This is a genomic window from Pseudoalteromonas sp. MMG012 (assembly GCF_018100875.1).
Classification (GTDB): domain Bacteria; phylum Pseudomonadota; class Gammaproteobacteria; order Enterobacterales; family Alteromonadaceae; genus Pseudoalteromonas; species Pseudoalteromonas aurantia.
The window spans coordinates 33678-47570 of the sequence record NZ_JAGJEF010000010.1 but is presented as its reverse complement, the minus strand read 5'-3'; the positions used below and the strand labels follow the sequence as shown (position 1 = coordinate 47570).

General features: G+C 41.2%; 19 protein-coding genes. 12 read left to right on the top strand and 7 right to left on the bottom strand.

Annotation, left to right across the window (positions count from 1 at the left end; genetic code table 11):
* Nucleotides 1-91 precede the first annotated feature (91 nt).
* A complete protein-coding gene (locus J8L97_RS05445) occupies nt 92-1177 on the top strand; it encodes a trypsin-like peptidase domain-containing protein (RefSeq protein ID WP_192506325.1) in 1086 nt (361 codons plus the stop codon).
* Nucleotides 1178-1247: 70 nt separating this feature from the next.
* Here J8L97_RS05445 and murA read toward each other — a convergent pair whose 3' ends face one another.
* Genes murA through J8L97_RS05410 form a run of 7 tightly spaced genes read right to left on the bottom strand, consistent with a single transcriptional unit; the run spans nt 1248 to nt 5896 of the window.
* Complete coding sequence (gene murA, locus J8L97_RS05440; protein WP_211048167.1) at nt 1248-2507, bottom strand: UDP-N-acetylglucosamine 1-carboxyvinyltransferase; 1260 nt, start codon at nt 2505-2507, stop codon at nt 1248-1250.
* Nucleotides 2508-2516: 9 nt separating this feature from the next.
* On the bottom strand, nt 2517-2774 hold the full coding sequence (ibaG, locus tag J8L97_RS05435) for a BolA family iron metabolism protein IbaG (RefSeq protein WP_211048166.1): 258 nt from the start codon (nt 2772-2774) through the stop codon (nt 2517-2519).
* Nucleotides 2775-2779: 5 nt separating this feature from the next.
* On the bottom strand, nt 2780-3079 hold the full coding sequence (locus J8L97_RS05430; RefSeq protein WP_211048165.1) for a lipid asymmetry maintenance protein MlaB: 300 nt from the start codon (nt 3077-3079) through the stop codon (nt 2780-2782).
* Nucleotides 3066-3743, bottom strand: a complete 678-nt coding sequence (locus J8L97_RS05425; protein ID WP_211048201.1) for a phospholipid-binding protein MlaC — start codon at nt 3741-3743, stop codon at nt 3066-3068. The genes J8L97_RS05430 and J8L97_RS05425 overlap by 14 nt, the downstream gene beginning before the upstream one ends.
* Nucleotides 3744-3748: 5 nt before the next feature.
* Nucleotides 3749-4297 (bottom strand): outer membrane lipid asymmetry maintenance protein MlaD, encoded by a 549-nt coding sequence (gene mlaD, locus J8L97_RS05420; RefSeq protein WP_192506321.1) that lies wholly within the window; start codon nt 4295-4297, stop codon nt 3749-3751.
* A 16-nt stretch (nt 4298-4313) separates the two neighbouring features.
* A complete protein-coding gene (mlaE, locus tag J8L97_RS05415; RefSeq protein ID WP_409455150.1) occupies nt 4314-5090 on the bottom strand; it encodes a lipid asymmetry maintenance ABC transporter permease subunit MlaE in 777 nt (258 codons plus the stop codon).
* Nucleotides 5090-5896 carry an ATP-binding cassette domain-containing protein gene (locus tag J8L97_RS05410; RefSeq protein WP_211048163.1) on the bottom strand — a complete coding sequence of 269 codons (807 nt, stop codon included), beginning with the start codon at nt 5894-5896 and terminating at the stop codon, nt 5090-5092. The genes mlaE and J8L97_RS05410 overlap by 1 nt, the downstream gene beginning before the upstream one ends.
* Nucleotides 5897-6114: 218 nt before the next feature.
* Between J8L97_RS05410 and J8L97_RS05405 the strand changes: the two genes are divergently transcribed.
* From J8L97_RS05405 to J8L97_RS05355, 11 genes are read left to right on the top strand one after another with little or no spacing between them, the layout of a single operon-like run.
* The gene (locus J8L97_RS05405) at nt 6115-7077 is read left to right on the top strand and encodes a calcium/sodium antiporter (RefSeq protein ID WP_211048162.1); all 963 of its coding nucleotides are present in this window, start codon (nt 6115-6117) and stop codon (nt 7075-7077) included.
* A 10-nt stretch (nt 7078-7087) separates the two neighbouring features.
* Nucleotides 7088-8059: a KpsF/GutQ family sugar-phosphate isomerase gene (locus J8L97_RS05400; RefSeq protein WP_211048161.1), complete on the top strand. Its 972-nt coding sequence runs from the start codon at nt 7088-7090 to the stop codon at nt 8057-8059.
* Nucleotides 8059-8610, top strand: a complete 552-nt coding sequence (kdsC, locus tag J8L97_RS05395) for a 3-deoxy-manno-octulosonate-8-phosphatase KdsC (protein ID WP_211048160.1) — start codon at nt 8059-8061, stop codon at nt 8608-8610. Before J8L97_RS05400 ends, kdsC begins: the two co-directional genes overlap by 1 nt.
* Nucleotides 8607-9161: an LPS export ABC transporter periplasmic protein LptC gene (gene lptC / locus J8L97_RS05390; RefSeq protein WP_211048159.1), complete on the top strand. Its 555-nt coding sequence runs from the start codon at nt 8607-8609 to the stop codon at nt 9159-9161. Before kdsC ends, lptC begins: the two co-directional genes overlap by 4 nt.
* Entirely contained in the window at nt 9151-9675 is a 525-nt protein-coding gene (gene lptA, locus J8L97_RS05385; protein ID WP_210995838.1) for a lipopolysaccharide transport periplasmic protein LptA, read from the top strand. The genes lptC and lptA overlap by 11 nt, the downstream gene beginning before the upstream one ends.
* Before the next feature lie 3 nt (nt 9676-9678).
* Nucleotides 9679-10404, top strand: a complete 726-nt coding sequence (lptB, locus tag J8L97_RS05380) for an LPS export ABC transporter ATP-binding protein (protein ID WP_192506313.1) — start codon at nt 9679-9681, stop codon at nt 10402-10404.
* A gap of 56 nt (nt 10405-10460) precedes the next feature.
* Nucleotides 10461-11963, top strand: a complete 1503-nt coding sequence (locus tag J8L97_RS05375) for an RNA polymerase factor sigma-54 (RefSeq protein ID WP_192506312.1) — start codon at nt 10461-10463, stop codon at nt 11961-11963.
* Between the two features lie 28 nt (nt 11964-11991).
* Entirely contained in the window at nt 11992-12279 is a 288-nt protein-coding gene (gene hpf / locus J8L97_RS05370; protein ID WP_010361359.1) for a ribosome hibernation promoting factor, read from the top strand.
* Between the two features lie 2 nt (nt 12280-12281).
* Entirely contained in the window at nt 12282-12734 is a 453-nt protein-coding gene (locus J8L97_RS05365) for a PTS sugar transporter subunit IIA (protein WP_211048158.1), read from the top strand.
* Nucleotides 12735-12750: 16 nt separating this feature from the next.
* Nucleotides 12751-13596: an RNase adapter RapZ gene (gene rapZ, locus J8L97_RS05360; RefSeq protein ID WP_192506310.1), complete on the top strand. Its 846-nt coding sequence runs from the start codon at nt 12751-12753 to the stop codon at nt 13594-13596.
* A gap of 4 nt (nt 13597-13600) precedes the next feature.
* Nucleotides 13601-13873 (top strand): HPr family phosphocarrier protein, encoded by a 273-nt coding sequence (locus J8L97_RS05355; RefSeq protein ID WP_210995987.1) that lies wholly within the window; start codon nt 13601-13603, stop codon nt 13871-13873.
* Nucleotides 13874-13893: the final 20 nt, after the last annotated feature.

Below are 13893 nucleotides of genomic sequence, written 5' to 3'. Positions count from 1 at the left end.
ACTTTTTCAATAAAAAAACACAGTGGTTCTTGCCGCTGTGTTTTTATTTGTGCCATCATAAACAATAAATAAATATAAATAGATTACGACTGTGCTTAAACTACTTCGCTTTATTATGCCGCCATTGCTAGCAGGCCTCGGCATTGCTTTTTTAATCATTTGGTTCACGCCAAACTTACGCAGCGCAGTGCTGCCTAAAATTGATGTATCAAGCCGATATAGTAATACTCATATGAGCTTTGCTGATGCGGTTGAAAAAGCCTCCCCCGCTGTAGTCACTATTTTTTCTGAAGGGATCACCTCTGTTCCTAGGTTTAAGCGTGCAAATACCACACAAGAGCTCGGATCTGGCGTCATCATGTCAAACGACGGTTACATATTAACAAACTACCACGTGGTCAATAATGCAGATCAAATCATGGTCATTTTAACTGACGGACGTATTTTCAATGAAGTTCAAGTGATTGGTTTTGATACAGTAACTGACTTAGCCTTATTAAAAATCGATGAGCAACACCTTCCCGTTATTCCAATGGATGACACTTTCAATCCTCGAGTTGGTGATGTTGTCTTAGCGATTGGTAATCCACTAAATTTGGGTCAAACTATTACTCAAGGTGTGATCAGCGCAACGGGGAAGAAACTGACTCCGGACAATTCTTATAGCAGCCTATTACAAATGGATGCGGCCGTGAATGTCGGCAACTCAGGCGGCGCATTAATAAATTCAAATGGCACATTGGTCGGGCTCACTTCAGCCCAATTTAGAACTCGCTATAATATCGACATTCAAGGGATTTCCTTTGCGATTCCCTACTCACTTGCTAAAGAAGTCATGGAGAAATTAAAACGTGATGGCAGAGTGGTTCGCGGATACCTTGGATTCACCGGAAATGCGGTCGATAGCACGGGTAAAGTCGTTACTGACTTATACACCAAAGTGGTTGGGCTCAGAGTTAATAACATAGACCCCTTAGGGCCTGCATGGCAATCAGGCATGCAAGATAATGACATCATTGTCAAAGTTGCAGGTAATGCTGTCACCAACCCGCAGCAAACACTTAAATTTATTGGTAACACTCGCCCTGGCACCATATTAGAGTTCGAAGCATACCGAAATACCGAGCTATTAACTTTTCAAGTCACAGTTGCAAAACTTGAAAGCAGAACCCAGTAGCGGTTTATATATAATAACCCAAGAAAAAAGCGAGCTTAAGCTCGCTTTTTTCTTAATCACTCAGAAAGTGTTAATTGTGCTTTCTTTTAATATTAGCACCAAGCTTACTTAGCTTATCTTCGATTCTTTGATAGCCGCGGTCAACATGATAGATGCGATCAACCACTGTTTCACCACTAGCTACTATCCCTGTCAATATCAAGCTTGCAGAAGCTCGCAGATCTGTTGCCATGACTTGCGCACCACTTAGTTTATCGGTTTCTCCACAGATCGCTGTATTGCCCTCTAAACGAATATTTGCGCCCATTCTTTGCAGCTCTGGCACATGCATAAAACGGTTCTCAAAAATAGTTTCAGTGATAGTTGCACTACCCTGCGCAACAACATTCAATGCGGTAAATTGAGCCTGCATATCCGTAGGGAACCCTGGATGTGGCATTGTCTTAATGTTTACAGCCTGCAACGCACGCTGTCGCATATCAACATAAATACTGTCTGCAGTCACTTCCACCAATGCATTCGCAGCTCTAAGCTTTTCTAGCACAGGCTCTAAACTCGTGTGATCCGTACTCTTACACAAGACTTCGCCTTTCGCCATCGCCGCGGCAACTAAGAAAGTCCCCGTTTCAATTCGATCTGGTAGGATTCTATGTTCGCACCCTAAGAGCTGCTCGACCCCTTGTACCTCAATGCGACTAGTACCAGCCCCTTTGATATTCGCCCCCATAGCAATCAAGCACTCAGCTAAATTGACTATTTCAGGTTCTTGAGCTGCATTTTCTAAAACTGTTACGCCGTCAGCCAATGTTGCCGCCATCAACAGGTTTTCTGTCGCTCCAACACTCACCATTTCCATATATATTTCAGCGCCCTGCAAGCGCCCGATCGATTTGGCATTGATATAACCATTTTCAACAGTTATTTCAGCCCCCATACGCTCTAAGCCTTTGATATGAATATCAACAGGCCTAGCACCGATTGCACAGCCTCCAGGTAAAGACACCTGAGCTTCACCGAAACGAGCCAGTAAAGGCCCCAAAGCAAGTACTGATGCACGCATTTGCTTTACAAGCTCATAGGGAGCAAGTACTTTATCAACACAACTACCATCTATTTCAAGTACACTTCCTTGCCAAGCAACACCAGCCCCCAGTGTCTTCAAAAGCGCTTCCGTTGTGCCTATATCACGTAATTGAGGGACATTGCTAAAACGGCTTTTACCATTTGCTAGTAATGCAGCAAATAAAATGGGCAATGCAGCGTTTTTTGCACCTGATATTGTGACTTCACCCGCTAAAGTAGTGCCACCTTGGATAATAAACTGATCCATCGAGGCCTCTTATTGTGGAAGGATAAACTTACGTTCTCTTTGCCACTCCGTTGGCGTAAATGCTTTAATACTTACAGCATGAATCGTCCCATCTGAAATAGTATCCATCAGTGGTCCATATACTAACTGTTGTTTTTTAACGCGGCTAAGCCCATCAAAACATGCTCCAACGGCAATCACTTCATAATGACTTCCATTCGCTTTAACTACCACTTCATTAAGCGACAGCGCCTCTTTTAATAATGTTTCGACTTCGTTTATTTCCATTATATTCACTCAAATAAGGTTGAAACCTGACCCAATGCCATCAAATTGCGCAATTGTTCAGGTATATTCTTAAGCTCAAGACGTTTATCTTGTTGCTGCAATTTACCTAAAGAGTGAATTAACCAAGCTAAGCCCGCTGTGTCAACCCTTGATACGTTAGAAAGGTCAAAATAGAGGGTTGATTGGGCACTTTCTAACTGTCGGTTAAGAAGTCGTTCATCTGTTAAGCTATTTCTGGTCAATTCACCATTGACATAAATGATGCCATCACTTTGTGATTTAAAGTGAACCTTAGTTGCTGCCATCATCCCCCCTAAATTGTACTGGAAGTCGACTTTTCTTATCGAGCAACTGAATCACATGCTCAATACCCTGCTGACGTAAAATACCGTGCAGTTCTGTTTGCTTAGCATCCAACAAACTAATTCCTTCCGCCATCATGTCATAAGCTCGCCATTCATTATTTTTCCCTTTACGCACTTTAAAATCGATACGAATATCAGGTTTACCTGCTTCGATTATCTTCGTTTTAACGATTGCGACATCATCTTTTGAAAAGTCTTTTACGGCCCCAAATTCTACTTTCTGATCTGTGTATTGAGTAAATACGCCAGCATACGTTGCGACTAAGTAACGTTGAAAAACATCAATAAAAGTACGCACATGTTTAATTGCTTGTGCTTTATCTTTTTTATTTTCCATTGTACGAATTTTTTGTATGTAGCTTCCCAACACTCGATAAGCGGCATATTTATAATCAATATACGGCATCAGCTCCTCTTTCACGATCACCCGTAGGTGCTCTTTATTTTTTTGCACCTTTTCTTGATCTCGCGCCACGCGCTTAAATGTGTTATCAGCAACTTGTTGCACCATGCTATAAGGATCACTTAAATCAACTTTAGCCAGGCTTTGCATACTAACCATTGCCAACAACCCTGCAAATACGCAAATCCACTTACGAAGCATCATCATTATTCACTACCTTGGTTAAATAAGAATTGACCGATTAACTCTTCCAATACCAGTGCTGATTTTGTATCTGTGATTAAATCTCCGTTTCTCAGAGCTTTACTTTCAACTCCAAATAAGTCTTCTAGCTCATCAGAAGCATCATCATGCGCAACCTCATACCCAAAACAAGACTGACGAGCTGACTCTGAAGCAATCACCGGAGAAATGCCTAAATACTGCTCACCTAAAATCCCCGATGTTAAAATTGACACTGAGGTTGTATCTGAAAACTGACACTCATAATTTGCATCTATCGTCATATTGACCACAGGCACAAACTCTTGAGGGTGAATGCTAATACCTTCAACTCGACCAATAACAACTCCACCGACTTTAATTGGAGCTCTGGCTTTTAAGGAGCCGATATTTTCAAATTTAGCGTTTAATGTGTATGTTTCACCACTACCGCTAATACCTGAATTCGCCACTTTCAGTGCAAGTACCGCAAATGCCAGCACGCCTAAAGCAACAAACAATCCAACTAAAATTTCTATTTTCCGTGTATTCATGACGATTTAAAACCTTTTAACCTGAAAACATGACAGCAGTGAGTAAGAAATCAAACCCAAGCACTGCCAATGAAGAATGTACAACCGTTTCTGTTGTTGCTTTACTGATCCCTTCTGATGTGGGAATACAGTCATAGCCTTTATAAAGTGCGATCCAAGTCACTACCAATGCAAAAACAAAACTCTTAATAATACCATTGAGAATATCTTTTTCGAACGACACTTGTGCTTGCATGATCGACCAGAAACTACCAGAATCAACGCCTAACCAATCAACACCAACCAAATGCGCACCTAAAATGGCCACTGCGGAAAATATCAAAGCAAGCAATGGCATACTAATAAATCCAGCCCAAAACCGAGGAGCGATAACGCGCTTTAATGGGTCAATAGCCATCATCTCTAAACTAGAAAGTTGCTCTGTTGCTTTCATCAAACCGATTTCAGCCGTTAAAGCACTGCCCGCTCTTCCGGCAAAAAGCAATGCCGTTACTACCGGACCCAGTTCTCGTAATAAACTCAATGCGACCAAAGGCCCTAAGCTATCCTCCGCACCATAGCCAACCAACACAGTATAGCCTTGTAACGCCAAGACCATGCCAATGAAGAGTCCTGAAACCATGATAATTAAAAGTGACTGGTGACCAATCATATAAAGCTGGCGGATAAGCAGCGGCGTGCCCTTTCTTATATTTGGCATGTTAACCAATGCGCCAAATAACATGCTAGTCGAGCGTCCTAACGATGCAAATCGACCCAGTGTTTTATGACCTAACTTCTGAAAAAAGTTAATCACACAGCACCTCCGCTCAATAGCTCTTGCTCATAAGGATTTGCAGGTTGGTGGAATGGCACCGGTCCGTCAGATAAACCTTGTAAGAATTGCTGAACTAGCTGAGAACGATGAGCAAGCATTTCTTGCGCTGTACCACTTCCAATAACCCCCTGTTCCGCAATAATAATTACGTGCTCGGCAATACTTAATACCTCAGTTACATCATGAGTCACGATAAGTGATGACAACCCGAGCACTTCGTTTAAGGATTTAATTAACTTGACCAAGACCCCCATTGAAATAGGGTCTTGTCCAGCAAAAGGTTCATCATACATAATTAATTCAGGGTCCAATGCAATCGCTCTCGCGAGTGCAACACGACGCGCCATCCCCCCCGACAATTCTGATGGCATTAAGTCACGAGCCCCACGTAATCCGACGGCTTGCAATTTCATTAATACAACTAAGCGGATCAATTCTTCATTTAATGTAGTATGTTCACGCAACGGAAAAGCGATATTGTCAAAAACAGACATATCTGTAAAAAGTGCGCCACTTTGAAAAAGCATACTCATATTCTTGCGTGCATCATACAATGCAGCACGTGTCATACTGGGAATGCTCTTGCCTTCAAATAAAATATCCCCACTATCTGGCTTGAGTTGACCACCAATCAAACGTAACATCGTTGTCTTACCAATACCACTGGGGCCCATAATCGCCGTAATTTTCCCTTTTGGTACCGAGAAACTCATATTCTTATAGATGGTCTTTTCACCACGTGAAAATGTCACATCCTTGATCTCAACTATTGCTTGCGACAAGTCGCTCTCCACATCTAGTTTGACTAATTATGTCATAATACGATTTTTTGCCGCCCGAGGGAAAATACATTTCGTAAAATTTTGTAATATAACATGTCTCTTTCAATGTTACCGAGCCCCCTTGCTATCAATATGAACAACCTCCTTTTATTTATACTTTTTTTGTCGCATTTGTTACTATTTGCATCAATGACACTTTATCACTTGGCATAATTTTAATGGTTCTATCTTTTATTATCCTCATTCTTGGTTTTGCAGCCCTAGTCTGGAGTGCTGATCGTTTTGTTTTTGGCGCGGCTGCACTCGCTCGTAACTTTGGAGTACCAACATTGATAGTCGGCTTAACGGTCGTCGCAATGGGCTCATCAGCACCTGAAATGATGGTAGCAGGTCAAGCGGCTTTGGCTAATAAAACAGATACAGCGGTAGGCAACGCGATAGGCTCAAATATCGCAAACATTTTACTCGTATTAGGGATCACTGCGTTATTACGTCCATTATCTGTTAGTTCAGGGATCCTCAAGCGTGAAATGCCGTTACTTGTCATTGTCTCATTAGCAGCATGGTTCATCATAAGCGATAATTACTTCAGTTTGATTGAAGGTTCCCTATTATTGGTCGGCTTTGTACTATTTTTACTGACGTTAATCATCATCACAAAACAAAAAGGCAATCAAAACGATCCTCTAGTTAATGAAGCTTGTGACGAAGTGCCTGAAAATGTCCCTACGAAGAAAGCCGTATTTTGGTTAGTCGTTGGTATGGTATTGTTACCCGTCAGCTCACACTACCTTGTCGGCTCAGCTGTCGATATCGCAAAATTTTTTGGCATGAGCGACTTATTAATTGGGCTAACAATCATAGCGATCGGAACCAGTTTGCCTGAACTTGCTGCATGTATTGCTGGCGTATTAAAAAAAGAAGATGACCTCGCCCTTGGTAACATCATCGGCTCTAATATCTTTAACATACTCGCGGTTTTATCCATTGCTGGCATTTTAAACCCAGCTTCTCTAGATTTGAATATTGCACAACGAGACATCTATATCATGTTAGCAGCCACTGCCGCGCTTATTCTTATGAGCCTAAGTTTCACAGGATCTCGACAAATAAACCGTATAGAAGGAGGGCTGTTATTAGCCGCTTTCATTAGCTATATGTATTACATTATTTCATTCTAGGAAGTCACTGATGAGCCAAATAAATTTTTCTAAGACTGCAAGACAAGTGATCAAAATTGAGCGCCAAGCTATAGATGAAATCACGCAGTATATCGATGAGAGCTTTGAAGCTGGCTGTGAAACTATCTTTAATTGTACAGGTAGAACGATAGTCATTGGCATGGGAAAATCAGGTCACATTGGGAGTAAGATTGCAGCGACATTTGCCAGTACTGGTACCCCCGCTTTTTTTGTTCACCCTGGGGAAGCCAGTCATGGTGATTTAGGCATGATCACCAAAGAAGATGCTGTCCTGCTGATCTCTAATTCAGGTGAAACGAGCGAAATTTTGAGTATCATACCTGTGATTAAGCGCATTGGCGCAAAAACGATCGCAATGACCGGTAATTCGCACTCAACCATTGCTAAGTTAGCCGATGTACATTTATGTATTGCCGTATCGAAAGAAGCCTGCCCATTAGGACTTGCTCCAACAGCTAGTACAACGGCAACATTGGTAATGGGTGATGCACTCGCCGTCGCTTTGTTAGAGGCAAGAGGCTTTACAGCCGATGATTTTGCACTTTCTCACCCTGGTGGTGCATTAGGGAAAAGACTATTACTGACCATCGATGACATCATGCACAAAGGCGCCGAAGTACCCGTAGTGACTGATCTAGACACGGTAAAAGCTGCGCTTTTCGAGATGTCAGCCAAAGGATTAGGAATGACAGCCGTAATTAACTCTGAATCTCGCTTATGTGGTATTTTTACAGATGGGGATTTAAGGCGAATCATTGAACAAAGAATTGATTTACATAACGCACTCATTAGCGAGGTAATGACTAAAAGCTGTGCAACCGTACATGCAAATATTCTTGCAGCTGAAGCATTGAATATAATGGAAACGAAACGAATTAATGGTTTGATTGTCATAGATGATAACCACTACCCGGTCGGTGCTTTAAATACGCAAGATTTACTACGAGCAGGAGTTTTATAATGCAATTCTCAGACTTATATCAACCTATCAGTGATGTTGCATACAGCAAGGCTGCTAATATTAAGCTACTGATATGTGATATTGATGGCGTTTTTTCTGACGGTCGGATTTACCTTGGCAACAACGGTGAAGAATTAAAAGCATTTAATACAAAAGATGGGTTTGGCATCAAAGCTCTAATCAATAGTGGCGTGCAAGTTGCCGTTATTACTGGCCGGCATTCACAGATTGTTCAGCAAAGAATGACTAGCTTAAACGTACAGCATATTTATCAAGGCCAAGAAAATAAACTGCTGGCATATGACACACTAAAGCAAGCATTAGATTTACAAGATGAAGACATCGCTTATATCGGAGATGATGGCCCTGATTTGCCCGTCATGCAATTAGTGGGCTTTTCAGTCGCAGTTAACGATGCTCACCCTCTTATAAAGCGCGTTGCGCATTATACAACCATGTTACCTGGAGGGTTTGGTGCTGTACGTGAATTAACCGATTTGATTATGTTAGCACAAGGTCACTCGTTAGGTACCACTGGAACAAGCACATGACCATAAATCGAATTGCATTATTGATTATCTTTTCAATGATTATGGGATGGTTGTGGTACCCTTACTTCACCCACCCCCCGTCATCAGAAAACGGTACCAGTGATGTCATTGCTAAGCCAGATTATATAGCAACACAATTACAACAAACAATCTATGATGAAACGGGTGTTCGTAGCCATACAGTAACTGCGGATAAAATGGAATTATATCAAGAGCTTGGCTTTAGCCATTTTGAAGCACCTATTTTTACTTTATATAACGGGCCTAAAAACTGGAAAATCACAGCAACTGAAGCCACATTATACGAAAATAACATACTCATTTTGGAAGGTAATGTTGTGGCGCAAAATCTAACAGATAAAGCCATGATTACACATATCAACGCGGACCATATTCGGGTTGAAATTATCAATAAACTAATGCAATCGGAGCAACCGGTAGAAATCACAGGTCCAGACTTACTCATCACAGGTAAAGGTCTGCACGCCGATTTAAATACCGATGTTATAGAGCTAATTAACCATACTAGAACCATTTATTATGACCAATAGATTAATAGTCACCGTAGCCTTTATTGGGCTTACATTCAGCAGCGCGCTTGCGGCCAACAATAATGACTTTGCATCACAAGTATCAATTAAAGCAGGCAAGCAAACCGCACAATTAAAAACCAACATTGGTATTTTTGAACAAAATGTTGAAATTATACATGGTAATAGACAAATTAACGCTGATCGCCTAGAAGTGCATAGACGGGCTGAGTTAGGAGAAAATAAACAACTGCTTGTCGCTACAGGTAACCCAGCGCGTTTTACCGAGACACAAGCTGATGGCACCGTATTAAGTGCCACGGCGAGTGAGGTTCGATATGATGTAGCGAATAAAAAGCTGACAATCAAAGGTGATGCAGAAATTAACCAAGCAGGCCAAATCATAAAAGCACAATCCATAATTTACGATATGGATAAACAATTAATAAATGCTGAAAAGGGTAATGAAAATACTGGCCGAGTACACACAATTCTAGTCCCAGAAAAAAAATCGAATAAAGAACAAGGCAAATAATAAATGAGTACTTTGACTGCAACCGCTTTGGCTAAAAGCTACAAAGGACGACAAGTCGTAAAAAATGTCAGCCTTGCCGTCGAGGCAGGCAGTATTGTTGGCTTGCTAGGCCCCAACGGGGCAGGTAAAACGACCAGTTTTTATATGATTGTTGGATTAGTGCCAAGCGACAACGGTACCGTAACAATTGATGACCACGATATCACCCTGTTACCGATGCACAGTCGAGCAAGGTTAGGCATAGGTTATTTACCGCAAGAATCTTCCATCTTTCGAAAGTTAACCGTTTACCAGAACTTAATGGCTATTTTAGAAACTCGTAATGAGCTGAGTAAACCTGATCGAGAGCAAATTCTTAATGAATTATTAGATGAATTCAACATCCAACATATACGTACAAGTCAAGGTATGGCATTGTCAGGAGGTGAACGTCGAAGAGTCGAAATTGCTCGCGCTTTAGCCGCAAACCCAAAATTTATCCTGTTAGATGAGCCTTTTGCTGGTGTTGACCCAATTTCGGTGTTAGATATAAAGAAAATTATCGAACATTTAAAAAAACGCGGTATAGGTGTTCTGATCACAGATCATAATGTACGAGAAACACTTGATGTGTGCGAAAAAGCATACATAGTTTCACATGGTGAATTAATTGCATCAGGTACTCCAGAACACGTGCTTGCCGATCAAACTGTTCGAGATGTCTACCTAGGTGAACAATTCAGGCTATAGTTATAGTATCTAGGTAATTTTAATAATTGATTAATAGAAAGGATTGTTAGAGATACATGAGGCAATCGTTACAGCTGCGCATGGGTCAGCAATTAACCATGACACCCCAATTACAACAGGCTATCCGCTTGTTGCAATTGAGCACGCTAGATCTCCAACAAGAAATCCAAGAAGCCTTGGACAGCAACCCATTACTGGAAGTTGAAGAATCAGAGCATGAAAACGACAACGAAAATATAGAAAAAGAACATAAAGAGCTCTCGAAAGAAGAATCTAATTCAGACAGTATTGAAGAAGCTCCAGTCAGTGACTATGAGCTTGATGCAGACGCGGCTATGAGTAAAGACACTGTTAGCGAAGAACTTGCGATGGATGTCACATGGGATGAATACATGAGTGCTGCACCAGCAACAAGCAGCGGCCCTATGCCTGAAGACGAAAACATGTACCAAGGCGCAACCACCGAATCGCTCCATGAATACTTAATGTGGCAACTAGAACTGACCCCGTTTAGTGATACTGATAGAGGGATCGCTGTCGCTATTGTGGAAGCCGTGGATGATGGTGGTTTATTAACCTTATCGACCGATGAAATCTTAGAAAGCCTTAATGACGAGAGTTCAGAAGATGCCATTGAACTTGATGAAATTGAGGCTGTCCTGAAACGCATTCAATTATTTGACCCTGTCGGCATTGCTGCTCGGAGCTTACAAGAATGTTTATGTATCCAGCTTAATCAGTTTGATAAAAGTACACCTTGGCTGGAACATACTAAACATGTGCTCACCGAACATATCGACTTACTTGCAAGTCGAGACTATCGAACGCTAATGAAAAAGACGAAGCTGAAAGAGTCCGATTTAAAAGAAGTCATGACTCTAATACACAGCTTAAATCCAAAACCTGCGGCCAGTATCATCCGCGAAGAGTCTGAATATGTCATACCTGATGTCTCTGTGAAAAAAGTGAAAGGCCGATGGTTAGTTGAATTAAACCCTGATTCAATGCCGAAAATTAGAGTCAATGATCACTATGCGGCGATGTCTCGCTCAATGAAATCAAGCACTGATAGTCAATTTATTCGTTCGCATTTACAAGAAGCTAAATGGTTTATTAAAAGCTTAGAAAGCCGCAATGATACGTTAATGAAAGTAACTAATTGCATTGTGCAGCAACAACAGGCATTCTTTGAACATGGCCCTGAAGCAATGAAACCTATGGTGCTAAATGATGTGGCTGAAATGGTAGAGATGCATGAGTCCACTATTTCACGTGTCACAACACAAAAATATATGCACACACCTAGGGGCATTTTTGAGTTGAAATATTTCTTCTCGAGCCATGTGAGTACCGAAAACGGAGGTGAATGCTCTTCCACAGCGATTAGAGCATTGATCAAAAAGCTCATTGCCGCCGAAAATACTGCTAAGCCATTAAGTGATAGCAAAATTGCGGATATATTGGCAGAGCAAGGAATCAAAGTGGCCCGACGTACGATAGCAAAATATCGGGAGTCGTTAGCCATTCCACCGTCGAATCAGCGTAAAAGCTTGATATAAGACGTAATATCAAAGAAGGAAAATGCTCATGCAACTAAATTTAACTGGTCGTCACGTAGAAGTAACTGAATCACTAAGAGACTATGTCAACACCAAGTTTGCGAAGCTAGAAAGGCACTTTGATCATATCAATAATGTGCATGTGATTTTAGATGTTGAAAAACTCGTACAAAAAGCCGAAGCGACCTTACACTTAAGCGGAGCAGAAGTATTTGCCTCTACCGAGCATCAAGATATGTATGCTGCTATTGATGGTTTGGTTGACAAGCTAGACAGACAAGTAATCAAACACAAAGAAAAGCTTACTCGACATTAACCATGAAACTTAGCTCAATAATCAACAAGGACTGCAGTAAAGCTGCGGTCCTTTTTAATAGCAAAAAACGTATTCTCGAATACGTTAGCGAACTTACACATGAACAGTTACCCCACCTAGAACAGCATGATGTTTTATCTGCACTCATGTCTAGAGAGAAGTTAGGCAGCACTGGAATTGGTAAAGGCATCGCTATTCCACATGGCAGAATGCAAGGTATCGAACAAGTTTTTGCGATGATATTAGTTAGTAAAAAACCAGTTCCATTCGATGCCATAGACAATCGTCCAGTCGATATTTTTGTTGCACTCATTGTACCTGAAGGTGATAATCAACAGCATCTGAAAACACTCGCTGCAATTGCTGAAAGCTTAAAAGATAAAGAGTTCTGTAAGCAGTTGAGACATGCCTGCAATGATACCGAGCTCTATAGTATTATTAAGGCTCAAGATTAGTAAATAGGGGATAATTGTGGAATTAATCATTATTAGTGGTCGCTCTGGTTCTGGGAAGTCCGTTGCATTAAGAGTGTTAGAAGATTTAGGCTACTATTGTGTTGACAATATTCCGGTCAATTTACTTCCGTCTTTGGTTAGAAGCGTGTCTGAGAGCTATGACAAAATTGCGGTCAGTATTGATGTGCGTAACTTGCCAAAACAACAGCAAGAGTTCAACGATATTCTTGAGTATTTACCAGGATTTGCTAATCCGATATTATTTTACTTGGACAGTGATGATCAAACATTGATCAAACGCTTTTCTGAAACTCGCAGGCTACACCCACTCTCTATAAATAACTTACCATTAGATCTGGCGATTAAAGAAGAAAAGCAGCTATTGGATGTACTGATCACCAGTGCCGATGTATTTATTGATACAACCGACCTCAGTGTCCACCAGTTAGCTGAATCTATCCGTGAGCGGATTTTAGGTAAAAAAGATAAACAACTTATTATTACCTTTTTATCTTTTGGCTTTAAACACGGCATGCCAAAAGATGCTGATTATGTGTTTGATGCACGCTTCCTGCCTAACCCTCATTGGGAACCAGAACTAAAACCACTAACGGGCTTAGATCAACCCGTTCAAGAGTATTTAGCTGGGCATAGCATCGTACAAAAATTCACTTGGCAAATTCAAACCTTTGTACAAACGTGGTTACCCCATCTTGAACGTAATAACCGCAGCTATCTTACCATCGCTATCGGCTGTACAGGCGGGCAACATCGCTCTGTGTATTTAGCGCAAACAATTGGGGAAAGTTTTCAACGATCTCATCCAAATGTTCAGATCCGTCATCGTGAGCAAAACAATTAATACAATGTATTATGAGGGTACTTTCTTAATTCAGAATAAGTGTGGTCTGCATGCCAGAGCCGCAACAGTACTGGCACAACTGGCCATCAAGTTCGACGCAAAAATTACCTTATACCAAGATGACAAAGAAGCTGCTGGCGACAGTGTTTTGGCATTACTTTTGTTAGAAAGTAGCCAAGGAAAATACGTAAGGATCAAGTGCGAAGGGCCTGATGCTCAATCTGCCTTAAACGCGATTGGCACCTTGATAGAACAAAAATTTCACGAGCAAGAATAACTTTCCAAGCACAAGAAGTT

Excerpts from the sequence above, each read along its gene's own strand:
- murA (WP_211048167.1), bottom strand. The coding sequence starts at position 2,507 with ATGGATCAGTTTATTATCCAAGGTGGCACTACTTTAGCGGGTGAAGTC.
- ibaG (WP_211048166.1), bottom strand. The coding sequence starts at position 2,774 with ATGGAAATAAACGAAGTCGAAACATTATTAAAAGAGGCGCTGTCGCTT.
- J8L97_RS05430 (WP_211048165.1), bottom strand. The coding sequence starts at position 3,079 with ATGGCAGCAACTAAGGTTCACTTTAAATCACAAAGTGATGGCATCATT.
- J8L97_RS05425 (WP_211048201.1), bottom strand. The coding sequence starts at position 3,743 with ATGCTTCGTAAGTGGATTTGCGTATTTGCAGGGTTGTTGGCAATGGTT.
- mlaD (WP_192506321.1), bottom strand. The coding sequence starts at position 4,297 with ATGAATACACGGAAAATAGAAATTTTAGTTGGATTGTTTGTTGCTTTA.
- J8L97_RS05405 (WP_211048162.1), top strand. The coding sequence starts at position 6,115 with ATGGTTCTATCTTTTATTATCCTCATTCTTGGTTTTGCAGCCCTAGTC.
- J8L97_RS05400 (WP_211048161.1), top strand. The coding sequence starts at position 7,088 with ATGAGCCAAATAAATTTTTCTAAGACTGCAAGACAAGTGATCAAAATT.
- kdsC (WP_211048160.1), top strand. The coding sequence starts at position 8,059 with ATGCAATTCTCAGACTTATATCAACCTATCAGTGATGTTGCATACAGC.
- lptC (WP_211048159.1), top strand. The coding sequence starts at position 8,607 with ATGACCATAAATCGAATTGCATTATTGATTATCTTTTCAATGATTATG.
- lptA (WP_210995838.1), top strand. The coding sequence starts at position 9,151 with ATGACCAATAGATTAATAGTCACCGTAGCCTTTATTGGGCTTACATTC.
- lptB (WP_192506313.1), top strand. The coding sequence starts at position 9,679 with ATGAGTACTTTGACTGCAACCGCTTTGGCTAAAAGCTACAAAGGACGA.
- J8L97_RS05375 (WP_192506312.1), top strand. The coding sequence starts at position 10,461 with ATGAGGCAATCGTTACAGCTGCGCATGGGTCAGCAATTAACCATGACA.
- hpf (WP_010361359.1), top strand. The coding sequence starts at position 11,992 with ATGCAACTAAATTTAACTGGTCGTCACGTAGAAGTAACTGAATCACTA.
- J8L97_RS05365 (WP_211048158.1), top strand. The coding sequence starts at position 12,282 with ATGAAACTTAGCTCAATAATCAACAAGGACTGCAGTAAAGCTGCGGTC.
- J8L97_RS05355 (WP_210995987.1), top strand. The coding sequence starts at position 13,601 with ATGTATTATGAGGGTACTTTCTTAATTCAGAATAAGTGTGGTCTGCAT.